13 protein-coding genes and 1 pseudogene are annotated in these 19,025 nt (G+C 38.5%); 2 read left to right on the top strand and 12 right to left on the bottom strand.

Features of this window, described 5'->3' with window-relative positions; all coding sequences use genetic code 11:
- Window positions 1-31: 31 nt before the first annotated feature.
- The 5 genes from F9B91_RS00745 to F9B91_RS00725 all read right to left on the bottom strand — a co-directional run bounded on the left by F9B91_RS00745 (window position 32) and on the right by F9B91_RS00725 (window position 9,011).
- A complete protein-coding gene (locus F9B91_RS00745) occupies window positions 32-535 on the bottom strand; it encodes a GNAT family N-acetyltransferase (RefSeq protein ID WP_150922249.1) in 504 nt (167 codons plus the stop codon).
- 195 nt (window positions 536-730) lie between these two features.
- Entirely contained in the window at window positions 731-970 is a 240-nt protein-coding gene (gene rpsR, locus F9B91_RS00740; protein ID WP_000068664.1) for a 30S ribosomal protein S18, read from the bottom strand.
- Window positions 971-1,001: 31 nt separating this feature from the next.
- The gene (ssbA, locus tag F9B91_RS00735; protein WP_000609602.1) at window positions 1,002-1,472 is read right to left on the bottom strand and encodes a single-stranded DNA-binding protein SsbA; all 471 of its coding nucleotides are present in this window, start codon (window positions 1,470-1,472) and stop codon (window positions 1,002-1,004) included.
- An 11-nt stretch (window positions 1,473-1,483) separates the two neighbouring features.
- Window positions 1,484-1,774: a 30S ribosomal protein S6 gene (gene rpsF, locus F9B91_RS00730; RefSeq protein ID WP_075232201.1), complete on the bottom strand. Its 291-nt coding sequence runs from the start codon at window positions 1,772-1,774 to the stop codon at window positions 1,484-1,486.
- Window positions 1,775-1,937: 163 nt separating this feature from the next.
- Window positions 1,938-9,011 (bottom strand): Rib/alpha-like domain-containing protein, encoded by a 7,074-nt coding sequence (locus F9B91_RS00725; protein WP_225306541.1) that lies wholly within the window; start codon window positions 9,009-9,011, stop codon window positions 1,938-1,940.
- Window positions 9,012-9,018: 7 nt separating this feature from the next.
- On the opposite strand from F9B91_RS00725, the gene F9B91_RS11385 reads away from it, so the two are divergent.
- The gene (locus tag F9B91_RS11385; RefSeq protein ID WP_225306543.1) at window positions 9,019-9,174 is read left to right on the top strand and encodes a hypothetical protein; all 156 of its coding nucleotides are present in this window, start codon (window positions 9,019-9,021) and stop codon (window positions 9,172-9,174) included.
- 65 nt (window positions 9,175-9,239) lie between these two features.
- Here F9B91_RS11385 and F9B91_RS11675 read toward each other — a convergent pair.
- From F9B91_RS11675 to F9B91_RS00700, 6 genes and pseudogenes are all read right to left on the bottom strand, one after another.
- Window positions 9,240-9,353, bottom strand: a pseudogene (locus F9B91_RS11675) (YSIRK-type signal peptide-containing protein); the annotation flags it as partial.
- Between the two features lie 283 nt (window positions 9,354-9,636).
- Window positions 9,637-10,980: an asparagine--tRNA ligase gene (gene asnS, locus F9B91_RS00720; RefSeq protein ID WP_150922247.1), complete on the bottom strand. Its 1,344-nt coding sequence runs from the start codon at window positions 10,978-10,980 to the stop codon at window positions 9,637-9,639.
- Between the two features lie 18 nt (window positions 10,981-10,998).
- Complete coding sequence (locus F9B91_RS00715) at window positions 10,999-11,364, bottom strand: VOC family protein (RefSeq protein ID WP_000565230.1); 366 nt, start codon at window positions 11,362-11,364, stop codon at window positions 10,999-11,001.
- Window positions 11,357-12,544, bottom strand: a complete 1,188-nt coding sequence (locus tag F9B91_RS00710) for a pyridoxal phosphate-dependent aminotransferase (protein WP_045612065.1) — start codon at window positions 12,542-12,544, stop codon at window positions 11,357-11,359. The genes F9B91_RS00715 and F9B91_RS00710 overlap by 8 nt, the downstream gene beginning before the upstream one ends.
- A complete protein-coding gene (locus tag F9B91_RS00705) occupies window positions 12,541-13,029 on the bottom strand; it encodes a DUF5590 domain-containing protein (protein WP_191962381.1) in 489 nt (162 codons plus the stop codon). Before F9B91_RS00705 ends, F9B91_RS00710 begins: the two co-directional genes overlap by 4 nt.
- A 187-nt stretch (window positions 13,030-13,216) precedes the next feature.
- Window positions 13,217-14,413 carry an MFS transporter gene (locus tag F9B91_RS00700; RefSeq protein ID WP_150922246.1) on the bottom strand — a complete coding sequence of 399 codons (1,197 nt, stop codon included), beginning with the start codon at window positions 14,411-14,413 and terminating at the stop codon, window positions 13,217-13,219.
- Between the two features lie 419 nt (window positions 14,414-14,832).
- Here F9B91_RS00700 and F9B91_RS00695 point away from each other — a divergent pair, with 419 nt between their 5' ends.
- Window positions 14,833-15,381, top strand: a complete 549-nt coding sequence (locus F9B91_RS00695; protein WP_060627784.1) for an NADPH-dependent FMN reductase — start codon at window positions 14,833-14,835, stop codon at window positions 15,379-15,381.
- 236 nt (window positions 15,382-15,617) lie between these two features.
- Here the strand turns inward: F9B91_RS00695 and F9B91_RS00690 are convergent.
- Window positions 15,618-19,025 (bottom strand): LPXTG cell wall anchor domain-containing protein (locus F9B91_RS00690; RefSeq protein WP_225306538.1); only part of this gene is annotated, 3,408 nt, incomplete at its 5' end.

Raw genomic sequence — 19,025 nt, 5'->3', positions numbered from 1 at the left:
TAAATCCCCTATTTTCAAAAAGTTTCCAGTTTTATTGTAAGTCCTTGGATAAGTATAAAACTAAATCATTATCATTTTGACAACTTGCACCCATTTCTAGCGGTTTATTTCTATACCACACACCTGTCCCATCTGGAATATAGCCTCGTTTAATATACAATCTCTGGGCAGGACCATACCCCAAGTACAAACCTACACCAAGAGTGACCTTACTCGAAACAAACTTGACTCGTTTTTCTGCTTCTTCTAGCAGTTGATTCCCAATCCCTTGATTTCGAAAAGGCTCAAACACATTAAAATCTGATAATTCTGGATAGACTTCTGCAAAAGGACCATATTTAGCAGAGGGCAAAATGGTAATATAACCTGCCACTACTCCATTCATAGTCGCTACCAAGACTTCTCTCTCCCCACTTTCCTGTTCCAGAAAATATCTAGCCAAAATTTCCTCTCTACCAGGCCAACCTTGATTCATAAATCCATGAGATAAGGATTCAATATCAGACTTAATCATATTTCTAATCGTACAATTCATCTTTGACTTACCCACCTTTACTCTTTCTATTACCATTATAGCACGCCAAGGTCAGAAAAAAACTATCTCGTGAAAAAAAGACTCAACCGGGTCTTAATTCACTTTCTTGTTTTCAAGCTCATGAAAAAGAGGTCCACTGGACCCCAACTTGCTCTCTCAAGGCTCGTGAAAAAAAGACCCGTTGGGGTCTTTTCTTTAATCTTCGTTTACGAAAGGCATCAAAGCCATTACGCGAGCGCGTTTGATAGCTGTTGTTACTTTACGTTGGTTTTTAGCTGAAGTTCCTGTTACACGACGAGGAAGGATTTTCCCACGTTCTGAAACGAAACGGCTAAGAAGCTCAGTATCTTTGTAATCAACATATTCAATTTTGTTTGCTGCGATGTAATCAACTTTTTTACGGCGTTTGAATCCGCCACGACGTTGTTGAGCCATGTTTTTTCTCCTTTATAATTTTAGTTGTCCATTAGAATGGTAAATCATCATCTGAAATATCCAATGGATTTGTTGCTCCAAATGGATTTTCATCACGTGAAAAGTCTGGTACTGAATTTGTAGGTGCTGAATAGTTTGAACTTGGTGCAGAATAAGCTCCACCTGTGTGACCCTCACGCACACTACGGCTTTCCAACATTTGGAAATTCTCAGCCACGACCTCTGTCACGTAGACACGTTGTCCTTGCTGGTTATCGTAACTACGAGTCTGGATACGACCTGTCACCCCGATAAGTGAGCCTTTTTTAGCCCAGTTAGCAAGGTTTTCAGCCTGTTGGCGCCACATAACGACATTGATAAAATCAGCCTCACGTTCGCCATTTTGACTCTTAAATGTACGGTTTACTGCAAGAGTAAAAGTCGCAACTGCTACATTTGATGGGGTATAACGCAACTCAGCGTCACGTGTCATACGCCCTACAAGTACAACATTGTTAATCATAGTTTACCTTCTTACGCGTCAGTTTTGACGATCATGTGACGAAGAATGTCAGCGTTGATTTTTGAAAGACGGTCAAACTCTTTAAGAGCTACATCGTCGTTTGCTTCAACGTTAACGATGTGGTAAAGTCCTTCACGGAAATCTTGGATTTCGTATGCAAGACGACGTTTTTCCCAAGTTTTTGATTCAACAACAGTTGCACCGTTGTCAGTCAAAATAGAGTCAAAACGTGCTACCAAAGCGTTTTTAGCTTCTTCTTCAATGTTTGGACGAATGATATAAAGAATTTCGTATTTAGCCATTGATATGTTCCTCCTTTTGGTCTAATGACCCCAAGACTTTGCAAGGGGTAAGTGAGGTTCGCTCACAATAAACTATTATACTAGAAAATATTTTTTTACGCAAGTAAAAACACCGAAATAAAAAAAGAAGATGACGAATCATCTTCTCAAAAACTATAAGTTTTTAGTCTTCTTTTTTCTTGCGTGCCACAAGACCAAATCCACTCAATACTCCAAGAAGTCCAAGTGCTGCTAGGCTAGCATGATCTTCTGTACCAGTGTTAGGCAATTCTTTTTGACCTTCAACATATTTAGGTGTTGCTGGTTTAGCAGTTGTATCAGTTGCTACTGTTGCATCTGCTTGAGCTGGTGCCACTGGTTGAGTTTGATTTGGTGTTGCTGGTTGTCCTGGTTCTGCTGGAGCTGTTGGAGCTGCAGGTTGTTCAGGAGCAGTTGGTCTTGACGGAACATTTTGTGGAGTAGGAGTTGGTCTGTAGTTGTTACCACCATTCCCACCACCATTGTTTGGTTGTGACTCAGAACCACGTTTTGGAGTTACTGTTACTGGTACTTCTAACTCAACTATTTCTCCTGTTGGTAATTTCACCTTAACCTTAACTCCTGGTTTTTTCCCAGCTGTTTCTGTTGTTGGAATTACCCAGTTCTCTTCGATGATTTCCCATCCTTCTTCTTTAGGAAGTTCGATATGTTTCTTAACATCATCTTTAGTAATAGGTGTTCCTACTTCTACTTCGATTGGAGTTACTTTTGGTGTTACGATTACTGGTACTTTTACTGTAACTGTTTTTCCATTTGGTAATTTCACTTCTACTGGCACCGTTGGTTTTTCACCTGGTGTTGTTGTCGCTGGAATTTCTCCAACTTTTGTGATTTCCCATCCTTCTTCTTTAGGAAGTTCGATATGTTTCTTAACATCATCTTTAGTAATAGGTGTTCCTACTTCTACTTCGATTGGAGTTACTTTTGGTGTTACAATTACTGGCACTTGTACTGTAATTGTTTTTCCATTTGGTAATTTCACTTCTACTGGCACCGTTGGTTTTTCACCTGGTGTTGTTGTCGCTGGAATTTCTCCAACATTTGTAATTTCCCAATCTTTTGGTAGGTCAACATGTTTCTTAACATCTTCTGCTGTGACTGGAGTTCCAACTTCCACTACCACCGGAGTTACTTTTGGTGTTACGATTACTGGTACTTTAACTTCTTTAGTAGCAATAATGTTTCCATCTTTATCTTTATACTCAACTGTTACAGTTACAGAGTCTTTTTCACCCGCTGTTTCTGTTTCTGGAGTTGTTAATGGAGTTTCTTTAACCGTTACTGTTACACCTTCTGGTAAACCTTTGGTATTTTCAGCTGATTCTTTTACTTTATCAGCAACAGCTTTTTCAAGTGTACCTTTATCAGTATCTTTCGGTACGACGACACCTTTTGGAGAAACTTTTGGCAATACTGTTACTGGTACTGTTACAACTTCTTCTCCACCATCTTTATAAGTAACTTTCGCTGTTACTTTAACATCATTAGCTCCAACTTTACCTTCTGTTGTTGGGATAGCTTTGTTGATATCTTCATCAGTGACAGGTGTTTTAGTTCCATCTGTATCAGGAGTGATTGCTTTGTTTACATCATCAGCTTTTGGTTGGTCACCTTCTACAACGTAGACTGGTTTAACATCTGAACCTTTAACATTGACTGTTACTGGAATTGTAGTTGTATAGTCTTTTCCATCAACTGTGTATGTTACTGGTACTTCTACTGTTGTTACTCCAGTTCCTTTTTTAGCTGTTACTTTGTCTTCAATAGCTTTTGTTACATCACCTACAGTTACTTTCGCATCTTTTGGTAATTTATCTGTAAAGTCTTTTGCTTTAATTGCTTCATCAGCTTTAGCTTTTGCTAATTCTTTCAGTTTTTCTGGAGTTGTTCCTTTAGTTACTGTTACGTCCGCTTTTGCTACTGGTAATACTGTAACTGGTACTTTTACTTTTTCAGTTACTTTTCCATTGTCATAAGTTACTGGTACTTCTACTGTTACATCTGTAGCTCCTGCTTTTCCAGCTGTTTCTGGTAATGTTGTTGGTTCTCCAACTGTTCCACCTTGTCCTGGTGTTACGGCATCTTTAGCTTTAGTTGGTTTATCACCTTCGAATACTACTACTGATTTTGGAGTTGATCCTACTACTGTTACTGGTACTTCTACTTCTTTTGTTCCAATAACGTTTCCTTTATCATCAGTATATTCAACAACAACTGTCGCAGGTTTTGGTTTTCCTGTTTCAGTTACTTCAGCTGTTGTTGGTGTAGTTCCTGCTTTCACTTCTTTAACTTTTACAGTTACACCTTCAGGAAGTTTATCTTTTGGTAATGCAGCTACTACTTCTTCAGCTTTAGCTTTAACTGCAGCTTCTAAGTTTTCGCTTCCTTTAAGAACTGTTAATCCTTCAGGTTTCACTAATGGTAATACTTTAACTACTGCAGGTACTTCTACAAGTTTGTCTTCGCCATCTTTAGCTACTACTGTTACTTTCTTATCTCCTGGTGTTGTTGTATCTACTTCACCATCTTTATAAGTAAATTTAGTTCCTTCTGGATATTGGTCAGGATCGATACTTTCATCAGCTGATGGTTGTGATTTTGCAGGGTCTTCAAACACATATTGTGTCTTAGGATCTACTACCATTACTTTAGCTGGTACTTTAACGATTGTTTCTCCATTAAGTTCAGCTACAACTACAACATCTTTTTCACCTGAAGTTGTTGTGTCTACTGGAGTTTCATATTTAAATGTAGTTCCTTTTGGATATTCATCTGGAGTAATGCTTGCTTTAACATCCGGTTGTGGTTTCTTAGGATCTGCAACAACAAATTGTGGTTTGCTATCTACTACACGTACTGTTGCTGGCACTTCTACTAGTACTTTATCCCCTTGTTTAACAACTACTGTTACTTTCTTATCTCCAGGTGCTGTTGTATCTACTTCTTCTTTGTATTCATATGTTGCATCATCTGGATAGTCTGAAGTATCAATATTATCTTCTGGAGAAGGTTGTTTCTTATCCTCACTTACTGCTACTAATTGTGGATATCCTTTAACAACTTTCACTGGTACATTTACTGTTTCTTCACGTTTATTATCACCTGAACCGTATGTTACTGTTACTGGTACAGTTAATGTATCATCTCCAACTTTTCCTTTTGTTTCAGGAATCTTAGATTCATCTACAGTTTTATCATTTCCTTTTGTAGTAACCGCATCTTTAAGTTTGTCTGTTGTTGGCTTATCACCTTCTACGACATAAACAGGAGTTGGTGTTGAAACTTTTGGAGTTAATTTAACAACAAAGTTTTGACTGATTTCAGTATCAGTATCTGCAGTTGTATCAAATGTTGGTTTTTCAGCGTCAGGTTTAGCAAACGGATTATCATTCACTTCATAACCCATTGATTTTAACACATCAAGACGAGCTTGAATTTTGTCTTCTGGAATTTTTGTTCCTGCTTTACCTGAAAGATCATTAATATTGAATTTCTCATCTAATGGTGTTTCTTTACCATCTTTATCTACAGAAACAAATTTCACTGTAGCTTTTTGAATTCCAGGTGCATATTGAATTGGAGTTTTACCGAATTTATCAGTTGGGTCAAAGTTGTCTGGAACTTTGTATCCTTTAGATGGATCTGCAGGATCAACTGGTGTTAATTCTACTCCATTATATGTTGGAACATACCCTTCTACATAAGGAATTGTTACTTTACTAAAATCACCAGGTTTTGTTGGGTCATTTGGATTGTTTGGATATTTAATTTTTTCTGGTGCATTCGTTGGTTTTTTACCTTCTGGATAAGTTAGAGTAAACGAACCAATTTCTTTATAAAGAACTTTCTTCACTACAGGATCTACTGTACCATTTTCTCCAGGAACTGGTGCATCTTCTGCAGCTACTGTTTTATCTGTAGCATTTACTAATAAGTAATTTTCTACAACCGGTGAATCAACTGCGTTGAATTTACCTTTTGTTCCATCAGCTGTCGCATCTGTTAATTTATCAGCTTCATTGTAAACTTCCCAATCAGAGTAAGTTACTTCTTTTGTTTCAGGGTTAACTGTTGCTGTACGTTTGTAAGTTACTTTTTGTACTTTTTCAGCGTATAGAGGAGTTGCATCATCTTTGTTTGCATCTTCTTCTTTTAGATACTTAATTGTACGTGTTACTTCTTTAACTAAATCTTCACGAGTAACTCCTGCTGGATATTTACCAAGATTTTCGTCTCCTTCTTTTACAGGTGTATCTGCTGTTTTTGGAGATACTGGAGCTGTTGTACTTGGATTTGTTGGATCAGTTGTTACTGTTGGATCTACTGTAATTAAGTCTAATACGTGAACAGTTACTTCTGCTTCAGTAGATTTCTTACCTTCACTATCAGTTGATTGTACTTTTACAGTGTAATCTCCAACTGTAGTTGTATCTAATCCACCGTCATTACTTACAGCAACCGTCGGTTTAGTAGTATCATCTCCATCACGATCATCTTCTAAGTCAGTTGCTGTTGGTTTTGCTACTTCAACAACTTTATCAGCATTCCATTTGTCAGCTGCTTTTGTTTTATAAACATAAATATCTTTCTTAGCTTCTACTTTTGGAGCTTCGTTGACAATGTTTGCATAACTTGGTTCAGAAACGTTTCCTACTGGTGAAACTGAAGTTGCAGCAATCTTCTCATTACCTTCATGTGTATGAAGACTAACATCTTTAAGACTTACTTTTAATTTACCTTCAGGAGTTGTTTCTACTTTAGTATCTCCTTGATACCAACCATCATCTTTTTTCTCTAATTCTAAAACATCATTATTTGGTAATGTGATTTCGATTTTCTTACCAATTTCATTTTCAATTTGTAATGCTTTTTTAATTTCAGCAATTCTTTTAGCTATTTCTTCATCTGATAAAGTAACTCCATTATTATCAGCTACTTTTTTAAGATTAGCTTTAATTTCGTCATCTGACGGAGTTAATGAACCTGGTGCATCACCTGTATTTACTAATAAGTATTTTTCTTGATTTTTCGCATCAGAATCTCCTACAATACTATCTGTGTGGACTTCTTCAACTGTAGCTGACTTAGGAGTACGTGCATCAATATAGATTGTTCTATTGTAGTAGTAATCTGGATTATCAGTCCATCTTAACCCATTAGCTTTGTAGTTTCCATCAAAAGCGTAAGGTCCTTTATCTCCAGTCCATAACCATGGGTAAATTCTATTTCCTTCGGCATCTTGAGTACCCATTCCACCTGTTCCTGTAACTTTAAATGTAGCATCTCCTACATAATCATCTTCAGTTGTAAATGGAATTGAGAATTTTCTTGATGTTTCCCCTGCAGCTTTTAGATTATTTTTACCATATTGAACTGCATTTACATCCATACTTAATGTATTAGTCGCTTCATCATAACGAACATTTGTTAAGTATCCTTGATCAGTCCAAATATTTTCACCTTTTGCTTTTGATAAATCTAATTTTTTGTAGTTTGTAGTATCAACTGTACCTAATTTAACACCTTTTGGAACTTGTACTTTAATGTTAAATGTACCACCGTAAGGGAAAGTATTTTCAACACCACCAACGTTTTTCAATTCAAGGTTTAATTTACCTTCTTGAGAACGTTTGTAAAGTTTACCCGCTACATATCCGTACTCTCCACTCTTACCTTCACTAGTAACGTTTGTAGTTAATTGCATACCAGGACCAGTAGCAAGACCTACACCACCGATAATGAATCCATCTTGAACACCTTTAAAATTACCGTCATCTTTTGCTTTGATTGTAACTTTAACTTTACTTGTTCCTTCTGGAACATGATAAATTCTTGCAATATTATTCCAACTATCAGATGGTGTTCCTTGATTTGAACCTGCTGGTCTTCCTGTAGCTTCCGTTGGAGTGCTTCCATCTCTCATTGGAATAGAAGCAATTTTCTTGCCTGTGTAAGCATCTGTAATTTCTACACTTACTTCTTCACCTTCACTAGATAAAGCAGCTTTACCATATGCTCCATTGTAAACCATATTGAAGAATAATTCAGAATTAGGGTTTACGTCATATTCTTTAGATAAGGTAACACCTTTACTTCCTAATTCAAGATAGTAATCTCTATCTTTAACATTTCCTCTAGCATCGTTTTTCATTCCATCTAGAGTAATAGCACCACCTAAGAACTTACCATCTGCATTTGGTTGGTTTTGAGTAGCAGTTGAAGCATCATGTTTCCCATTTTCATCATAAGCTTTTGCTGGTTTTGGAGCTTCTGTTCTGTCGCCAGCAACAGTATAATCTGTTGGTGCTTCTGGCTTAACAGCATTCACATAGTCTTTTGTTCCACTAATTTTCCAACCGTTTAATGCACCTGCTTCAGCTTCTGCTGCAGTGATTTTTTTAGTCTTCCAATTGTAAGTTACTTTACCGTAATGTTTTTCGCTTTGAAGATTATTTACTTGATCTTCAATTGTTTTACTTTTTGATTCTACTGCAGGACCTGAGAAATCAACTGCACCAAATCCATTACTCATGCTTTCAAAAACACCGTTTGCTGGGTTGTTACCATAGCCAGCTCTATTATTGTTAATTGGAGCTCCCCAGTTTTCAGCATTAGTTAGATAGTAATTTAATCTATCTTTTTCTTGTTTTGCTTCTGTTAGTGCTGCTTGAAGTTCTTGTTCTGTAGCATCGGCTTTGGCTGCTGCTGTTGTCGCTTTTGTTTTTTCTTCTTCAGCTTTTGCTACAATAGCACGTAAAACATCTAGTTTTTCTTTGTTTGTTTTACCTTCACCTAAAGCTTCTTCTTTTGTAATTTCTACTTTTACTTTATCGATCGCAGCTTTTAATTCAGCATTTACAGTATTAATATCATTTTTATATCCTGTCGCTGGTGCTGCATCTCTGAATCCACTTTCACCATGTCCTGGAATAGCTTTTCCATTACGTGAATCTTGATTTTTATTTTCTTTTTCTTCCTTCTTGTCTGCAGATGCTTTTGGCATACTTTCAAGAACAAAAGCTCTGTTTTTCAATGAACTTGTTGAAAAATCAACTTCTTTTTGTGTTGCTTTATCGTTTGACAAAAGGGCTTGAGCCTTAGCAAGTTCTGCTTTTGCTGCTTCAATGGCTGAGGCAGTTTTTTCAGTTAGACCTGCTTTCTCAAGAGCTGCTTCCATACGAGCAATAGCTGCTTCCAATTTGCTTGTGTCAGCCTTTGAAGCTGGTGCTAGAGCTTCTTCGGCTTTTGGTGTTTCAGTCGGTGCTGTTGGTTGCGTTGCTGCAGGCGCTGGTGTTGATGGTTGCTCAGCTGTTGGTGTAGCAGTTCCAGTCGAAGCTAGAGGCATGGTTGAATCTGCTTGATTACTTGCATCTGGGACTGTTTGTGAATCAGATGCCGTCTTTGGTGTAACTTGAGCATCCGCCTGAACAGTTGCTGCTCCACCAAACATCATGTAAGCTGCTACAGCTACTGATGCCGCACCAAAACTATACTTACGGATTGAAAAGCGCTGCACTTTTTGTCCGTGATTTTTTTCCATTCTTGAATACATGGTTTCTCCTTTTTTTAAAATATATGTTAATTGCGGAATTACACCCAAGTATTTAGAAAACGCCTCCATTTCCAGCTTAATTTATACATTAAAGCAGCTACACTTAGGTACTTAATCCCTAATTTACATTATAACATTATTTCAATTAAATTGTCTACGTTTATATGCAAAATATGTAGGAAATTTTAATATATATATATTAATGTGTTTTCTAGAAATTTAATTCTAAAAAAGTAAGAGACCGATATGACCTCTTACTTTGATTTTTTATTTACGGTTTAATACGGTGCAACATACGTGGGAATGGGATAGCTTCACGGATGTGTTTTGTTCCTGCTGCGAAGGTTACCATACGCTCGATACCGATACCAAATCCACCGTGTGGAACTGTACCGTATTTACGAAGGTCAAGGTAGAATTCATATTCTGTACGATCCATGCCAAGTTCATCCATCTTAGCAACTAATGCATCGTAGTCTTCCTCACGCATAGACCCACCGATGATTTCTCCATAACCTTCTGGTGCAAGCAAATCTGCACAAAGCACGCGCTCTGGATTTCCAGGAACTGGTTTCATGTAGAAGGCCTTGATGGCTGCTGGATAGTTCATGACAAATGTTGGCACACCAAAGTGGTTTGAAATCCACGTTTCATGTGGTGAACCAAAGTCATCACCATGCTCAAGATGTTCGTAGTCAGCATCTTCATCATTCTCATGCTCTTGCAAGAGGTCAATAGCTTGATCGTAAGTGATGCGTTTGAATGGCTCTGCAATGTAGCGTTTCAAGAGTTCTGTATCACGTTCCAATGTTTCCAAGGCTTGAGGCGCACGATCAAGAACACCTTGTAGAAGAGCTTTCACATAAGCTTCTTGCAAGTCAAGCGACTCATCATGTGTCAAGTATGAGTACTCTGCGTCCATCATCCAGAACTCAGTCAAGTGACGACGTGTTTTTGATTTTTCAGCACGGAATACGGGACCAAAGTCAAATACACGACCAAGAGCCATAGCACCTGCTTCTAGGTAAAGCTGACCTGACTGGCTCAAGTAGGCTGGCGTTCCGAAGTAGTCCGTTTCAAAGAGTTCAGTTGAATCTTCTGCAGCATTTCCTGACAAAATTGGGCTATCAAACTTCATGAAGCCGTTCTTGTCAAAGAATTCATAAGTTGCATAAATGATAGCGTTACGGATTTGCATCACCGCTACTTGCTTACGAGAACGGAGCCACAAGTGACGGTTGTCCATCAAGAAGTCTGTTCCGTGTTCTTTTGGTGTGATTGGGTAGTCTTGAGATTCACCGATTACTTCGATGTCTGTAATGTCCAACTCATAGCCAAACTTAGAACGTTCGTCTTCTTTGACAATACCTGTCACATAGACAGACGTTTCTTGGCTCAAGCGTTTGATGACATCAAACTTCTCAATCCCCACTTCTTCACCAAATTTTTCTACAAAGTTTGGTTTAAAGGCCACACCTTGGAAGAAGGCTGTTCCATCGCGCAATTGCAAGAAGGCGATTTTTCCTTTTCCTGATTTGTTGGCAACCCAAGCACCAATCGTCACTTCTTGACCAACATAGTCTTTTACATCAATAATCGTTACACGTTTTGTCATTATTTTTCCTTTTCTTTTTTATTCTTTATGGCAAACCACCTCTATATTGTTCCCATCTGGATCAATCATAAAAGCAGCATAATAAATCGGATGCTCACTGCGATAACCAGGAGCACCATTGTCTAGCCCACCTGCCTCTAAGCCAGCCTCATAACAAGCTTGAACCTCTTCCTTATTTTCTGCTAAGAAAGCAAAGTGAATAGGATTTTGCGTCCCCTGAGCTAACCAAAAGTCACCACCAGGATGAGGGCTATTTGGGGCAAGAAAACTGATTAGAGAAGTAGTTTTAAAAGCCAATTTATAGCCCAAAGGGGCGAGAAAACTCCTATAAAATCCTTCTGAAATTTGTAAATCCTTTACCTTAATTTCAAAATGATCAATCATTCTCACTACCCATAAATGCTTTCAAACGTTTAACTGCTTCTTTAAGCGTGTCTAGGTCTGTCGCATAGCTGAGGCGGACATTTTCTGGCGCTCCAAAGCCAGCTCCTGTTATGAGTGCCAAACCAACTTCCTCAAGAATAGCTGTTGTAAAGTCAGTCACATCTGTATAACCTTTCATCTCCATGGCTTTTTTTACATTTGGGAAGAGATAGAAAGCTCCTTGTGGTTTAACGACTTCAAAACCTGGGACCTCACATAATAGCGGATAAATGGTATTGAGACGCTCCTCAAAAGCCTGACGCATGATATCAACAGACTCCTGTGGTCCTGTTAAGGCTTCAATAGCCGCATATTGAGAAACAGATGTCAAATTTGAAGTTGTTTGTCCCGTCAATTTACTCATAGCTGCAATGATTTCAGGATTACCTACCGCATAACCAACTCGCCAACCCGTCATGGCATAGGCTTTAGATACACCGTTGATAACAATAGTTTGCTTACGAATTGCTTCTGATAGACTTGAGATTGGAACAAATTCATTTCCATTATAAACAAGGCGACCGTATATATCATCTGCTAAAATCAGAATGTCATGCTCAACTGCCCAATTTCCGATAGCTAGTAATTCTTCACGAGTATAGATCATACCAGTCGGATTAGATGGTGAATTGAGAACCAAAACCTTTGTTTTATCTGTCCTAACTAGTTCTAGTTGATCCACCGTGACTTTAAAATCATTGTCTTCTTTAGCTTGAACAAAGACTGGAATCCCTTCTGCCATCTTGACCTGATCTCCATAACTAACCCAGTATGGAGTTGGAATAATAACCTCATCTAAAGGATTGATTACAGCCATAAAGAAAGTATAGAGGGAGAACTTGGCACCTGTAGCAAAGGTAACCTCGTTACTTGCGACAGAATAGCCATAGTAGCGCTCGAAGTAGGTATTCACCGCAGCTTTTAATTCTGGTAGACCTGAAGCTACTGTATAGAAGGAAGCCTGTCCTTCTCGAATAGCTTTAACTGCTGCATCCTGAATATTTTCAGGAGTGTGAAAATCTGGTTGTCCCAAGGTCAAGAAAAGGACATCCTTACCTTGAGCTTTTAATTTTTTTGCTCTCGCATCACTAGCTAAAGTAACACTTTCTTCCATTTCTAAAACACGCTTGGATAGTTTCATAAGCCCTCCTTATTGACCAATGCTCCTGTTTCAAAATCTACTAGATAAAAATCAGATCCTGACTTAACTTCCCAGATTGGCTTGTCTTGATAACGGCCAAAGGTAATCTTGTCAATCTCGCCAGCTCCTTTTTCCTTAGAAAGAGCTTCTGCTTTTTCTTGTGAAATACCCTGATTTAGTTGATAAACGTAAATCTTATGGTCATCTTTACCAATCAGAACAGCAAGCGCTTCTTGCTGTTTATTACGACCAAGAACGCTGTAATAGGATTCCAAGCCATTGTAAAAATCAACCTGATCAGCTTGCTCTAATCCTGCATACTGCTGAGCTAATTTTTCTCCTTCACTTTTAGCTGTTTGATAGGGTTTCATGCCGAGAGAAACCAGATACAGAAAGGAAGCACTGATAACCACAAACAAAATCGTCATCCCTAGACCATACTGCCACAGTAGATTATTTTTTGCTTTATTTTGTCTTTTTTTCACTCGTCTATTTTACCATCTATTGGGCTTTATTACAAGTGAATGCAAGAACAATCGCACTTTATTTCTTCCTTCAAAGCAAACCGATTTTTCTTAGTTAAAACCGAGCAAGAAAAGTAAAGACAGCTCCAAAATCAACCTATTAAAAAACTTGAGCTTTGGTACTCAAGTTTTTAGAATTTCTTTTAATTTATGGAATTATTTTATCATCCATTCTTTTAGCCATTTTTCCTAAAAATACAGGCAATAGAAGGCTAATCAAGACTAAAAAGAATCCTAGATAAAGAAATGTTAGCACAAAGCCTAAATGGTCAATCAACCAGCCTGTCAGTGGGAAGAAGACAATCATACTTAGGCTAAACATCATAGAGTAGACACTCAGCATGGTTGCCCTTACTTCACTTGGAAGGCGCTCTTGCAAATCATTGTCAAAAATCGGCTGAAAAAGAGCATATAGAGCATTACTAATCAAATAAATCAAAATATAGATTAGAGGTGTCCCAAAGTAGGACAGCATATAGGTAACTCCAGTCAGCAGGACGAGGACAGGGAAAAGCTTCAAGGCAGCATATTTCTTTCCAATCTTACTCGCTAGATAGACTGCGACGATATTCAAGAGACTACCAAGTAGCATAACTGCTGAAATTTGCCAACTACTTAAATCTGGTAACTGATTTTGATAGTAAAAATAAAACATGCACATGAGCGTTCCAACAATCTGAGACATAATCATCCAGTTGAAGAGCATGGGATTTCGCTCCAACTCTTCCTTAACAGTCCAAATAATCTGTTTCATGGTCACACTATCAGTTTTTTCTACCTTAACACTGGGTTCTTTCAGCATCCAAATCAGGAAAAGAACTATGATAGAAGTGGCAATCATGATATAGTAGGTCAGGTGCAATTGACCATGGACAAAAAATCCCGCCAACACTGTCCCCAAAGACCGAGTTCCTTCTGCTACTCCTGACATAAAACTTGAAATAGATAAGTAACGCTTCTTCAGTCCAGCTTCCACGGCTGAATCATAAACCATTGCTGCGCTTGTGCCTGAATCAAAATTATAAGACAAGGCATTTATCGCCATAGCTAGTGCATAAATCCAAAAATTTCCTTGCCCAGCCAACATGAGAATAGAAGACACAATTCCTGCTATACGACTTAAATAAAGGTTGGTCTTATAGGAATAGCGGTCAGCTAACATACCAGATGGAATTTCACAGAGAAGACTGGTCGTATGAAAAATACTTTCCAAAAGTCCAATCTGCCAAAGAGACATTCCGTTTTGACTGAGAAAGAGAATCCAAAAACTGGTAATCCCTAGAAATGCAAAAAACTCAACTCCGGCCATCAGGCCAATATTTTTCCGATAATTTCTTATTAACATCTTTTCTCCTTTAACAAGTGTATTATTATTTATTTTGTCCGTCACTTGTTAATCTATGCCTTACATGATCTCCACCCCTTTTAGAAGCATTCTTAAAATGCCATTATTTTCGTTTAATTGTTTATGAAATGATACCGGAAAAACTGTTCTGTAGTTTCTATTGCGAGTTTTCTTGTTTATTTTAGCACTTATATCATCATATTACAAGAGAATATAGGAATACTCTTCGAAAATCAAATTCAAACCAGGATTCAAAACGAACAGTTCTTACTTTTCCAGTCGCAAATGACTAAAGTTTCTGTAATTTTTAATTTTCAAATAAACTCTGAGCAAATTTCTTGCAAGGTGTTTTCTTTTGTTGTAATATATTTTATAACAACGAGGCAATTCTCGAAATTTTAAGAAAAAGGAGACACATCATGTCTAAAAAAGTATTATTTATCGTCGGATCACTACGTCAAGGTTCTTTCAACCACCAAATGGCTCTCGAAGCTGAGAAAGCAATTGCTGGTAAAGCGCAAGTTAGTTACCTTGATTATTCAGCCCTTCCTCTCTTCAGCCAAGATTTGGAAGTTCCAACACATCCAGCTGTAGCGGCTGCTCGCGAAGCGGTTCTCGCTGCGGATGCCATCTGGATCTTCTCTCCAGTCTACAACTTCTCTATCCCTGGAACAGTGAAAAACTTGCTTGACTGGCTATCTCGTGCCCTTGACTTATCTGATACACGTGGCGCTTCTGCTCTTCAAGACAAGTTTGTCACCGTATCATCTGTAGCCAATGCAGGTCACGATCAACTTTTCGCTATCTATAAAGACCTCTTGCCATTTATCCGTACACAAGTCGTTGGTGATTTCACTGCTGCACGTGTCAACGACTCTGCCTGGGCAGACGGAAAATTAGTTCTAGAAGAAACAATCCTAAACTCACTTGAGAAACAAGCTCAAGACTTGCTCGCAGCAATTCAGTAAAAAATAAAGAATTTTTAAAAGTCTAAATCAATTATCGCCACCTAATAGGGTGGCTTTTTTAGACTCAATCAAGATTTTCAGACAAACATCACTCATCCAAAAAAACCTTGAGCGTTACCACTCAAGGTTTTTAGCAGTCTTTTCCATCATAGGAAAATCATTCTAAGAATATTCTTTCATTCGAGATCTATCACTTATCATCTTCTTTCGAGAAATTAGTGACTGCTTTTGGCTGATTAATCTTCTTTTCTTCGACCTACATATAGGCTCAATAGAATACCGCTACCTAGAAGAACAGAGATATAATCAGATTGGCTTCCAGTTTCTGGTAATTTGTCCCCATGGTTTTCTTTAACTGTAGTTGGTACTACTGGGTTAGCATTTACTGGAGTTGCTGGTTGAGCCGGTGTTGGTACTACTGGTTGTTCTGGAACCGCTGGTACTGGTTTAACCGGTACTTCTGGTGTTGGAACAACTGGAGTTGGTTGTACTGGCACTTCTGGTGTCGGTACATTTGGTGTTGGTTGCGCTGGCACAGGTTTAACCGGTACATTTGGTGTTGGTTGTACTGGCACAGGTTTAACCGGTACACTTGGTGTTGGTTGTGCTGGTACTGTTGGCATATCTAATTCTGGTACTTCAGTAACTTCAGGCATACCTGGAACACCACCGTTGAATTCTGGCAATTCATGAACTTCTGGCATTCCTGGAACACCACCGTTGAATTCTGGCAATTCATGAACTGGTGGTTCTGGCATTGCAAACGTTGGTCCTTCTGGCACATTACGTGTTGGAGGAACTGGTTTGTCATTTGATGGTGTTACCGTTCTGTCTTGGCATCCACATTTACCATCTTTGCCGTCCTTACCATCTTTGCCATCACGTCCATCGCGACCATCTTTACCGTCTTTAACAACTGTTTTTGTCACAGTGCCGTCAGAATTGATGATTGTGATTGTATGACTACCATCACCATTATCTTCAACAGAAACTTTTGGTGATTTACCATCTTTACCGTCTTTAATCACCATTTCTGTTTTGCTTCCATCTGGGTTAGTAATTGTAACAACGTGAGTTCCATCGTTATTATTTTTAACAGTTACAGTTGGTGAAACGCCATCTTTGCCGTCTTTACCATCTTTGATAATAGATTTGTATTCACGGCCATCAGAATCTACGATTGTTAATGTATGAGTTCCGTCTCCGTTATCAACGATGTTCGCTTTTGGTGATTTACCATCAAAGATTGTAGTTGTAGTTTCTTTACCATCAGCACCTGTCACTTTAATAGTGTGTGAACCATTGTTGTTATCAATCACTTCAAGTTTTGGTTCTTTACCATCACGAACTGTAGTTGTTGTAGTTGTACCGTCTGAGTTCACAACTGTGATCGTGTGAGTTCCATCTCCGTTATCCACAACCTTAGCAGTTGGTGATTTACCGTCACGAACTGTGGTTTCAGAAACAGTACCATTACCGTTTTCTACACGAATAGTGTAAGTACCGTCTTGGTTATCTCTAACTGTTGCTACTGGTGATTTACCATCTTTAATGATTGTTTCAGTAGTTGTTCCATCACCATTTAGAACTGAGATCTTATGAGTTCCATTTTGTTCATCAGTTATAGTCACTTTTGGTGATTTACCATCACGAACTGTGGTTTCAGTTGTCACACCTTCTGGATTTGTAATAACGATTGTATGACTTCCGTCTCCATTATCACGAACAGATGCGGTTGGAGTACGTCCATCAACACCGTCACGTCCATTCTTAACGACAAACTCATTCTTAGTTCCGTCTGGGTTAGTGATTGTTACAGTGTGGCTTCCATCTGGGTTTTCAGTAGTTGTTGCTGTTGCAGCTTTACCGTCTTTACCATCTTTGATGATAGCGTTGGTAACATTGCCGTCTCCATCTGTAACTTTAACAGTATGAGTTCCGTCTCCGTTATCCGTTACTTCAACTTTTGGAGTCTTACCGTCTTTACCGTTTTTAACAACTGTTTCTTTAGTTGTTCCATCTGGATTTGTTACAGTAATTGTGTGACTTCCATCTGGATTTTCTGTTGTAGTGATATTGGCAGTTTTACCGTCTTTACCATCTTTAACTTTCGTTGTAGATTCTGAACCATCTGGATTACGAACTGTAATAGAGTGAGTTCCATCCCCATTATCCGTTACATTTACAACTGGTGATTTACCGTCTGCTCCATTAGCTCCGTTTTCACCTTTTTCACCTTTTTCACCTTTTTCACCTTTGTCGCCTTTTTCACCTTTATCGCCTTTTTCACCAGCTACTCCTTGAGGTCCACGAATATTTCCGATTTTGTTCCAAGAACCATTTTCTTTCTTGTAAACATCACCTGTGTTAGCATCGATGTAAGTATCACCATCTTTACCATCCTTAGCAGTTGGGGCAGTAGCTCCGCTTAATAATTCAGCTCCTCTTATAGCATCTTTACCATCATTACCATTCTCTCCTTTTGGAGCAGGAGGAATAACAGTGCTTGATATCAACTCATCACCTTCATCAAATACACCATTGTTATTATTATCATAATATGCTTTTATTTCGGTTCCCGCATATTCACCTGATGGTTTAGGTTGAGTTGATGTTGGTTGTGATGCTGTTGAGCCTGTAGCTGATGGTTGTGAAACTGTTGAACCTGCAGTTGCTGGTTGTGAAACTGTTGAACCTGTAGTTGATGGTTGTACTGTTTCTGATGACTCAGTTGCTCTTCTATCTTCATCTGGTAATGCTCTTCTATTTCTTGCACTTCTTGATGTTCCAGAAGGTTGTGAATTAGAAGTTGATCCAACACCTCTTCTAACTGCTTCCACCAATGCATTTAAGTCAATAGTTGGTGTACGACCATCTTTACCATTCTTACCATCTTTGACAGTGAAGGTTACTGGATCTTTACCTGGTGTTGTGATAGTTACAAGAGTGCTTTGACCATCTTGTCCACGTTGAGTAGTGATTGTAGGAGTTTGTCCATCCTGACCGGTTGCACCAGTTTCTCCCTTAGCACCATCTTGAACAAAGACTGTAGTTGGTTGTGAACCATCATGGTTATCAACAGTGATTTCTACACCTTTATGACCTTCTTCATCCTTACGAACAGCTGTTACTGTTGGAGAGACACCGTCCACTCCATCTTTAATAACTGCAAGAGGTTTTTCTAGGTTCAATGGTTGACCTGGATGTGCTGGATCTTCTTGGTAAACTTTAGTTTCTTTACCATCTTTGACAGTAAGCAATGATTTACCATCACGTCCGTCCGCACCTTTAGCACCATCTTTAATCATTTCAGAACCTAGAAGTTCATCAGTTCCTGGAGTGTACTTACCATCATTGTTTTCATCAGTATAGAATGTCACAATTGTATGAGATGGATTTCCATTTTGTCCTTCGACACGGAGCAAATCAACTTTTGGAGTTTTACCGTTTAGACCATTTTCTCCGTCCTTAACATTTACTGTAACTGGATCTTTTCCTGGAACAGTGAATGTAATGTCAGTACTATGGCCGTCTTTACCTGGAGTTACAGTTACTTCTGGAGTCTTACCATCTTCTCCACGTTCACCTTTGTCCCCTTTAGGGCCTTTGATGTTGCCTTCTTTATCCCAGTTGCCGTTATTCTT

Source organism: Streptococcus mitis (genome assembly GCF_008763935.1).
In the GTDB taxonomy this organism is placed as follows: Bacteria; Bacillota; Bacilli; order Lactobacillales; family Streptococcaceae; genus Streptococcus; species Streptococcus mitis_DB.
Note: the sequence above shows the minus strand (reverse complement) of the source record. Positions and strands in the feature narration are given on the sequence as shown.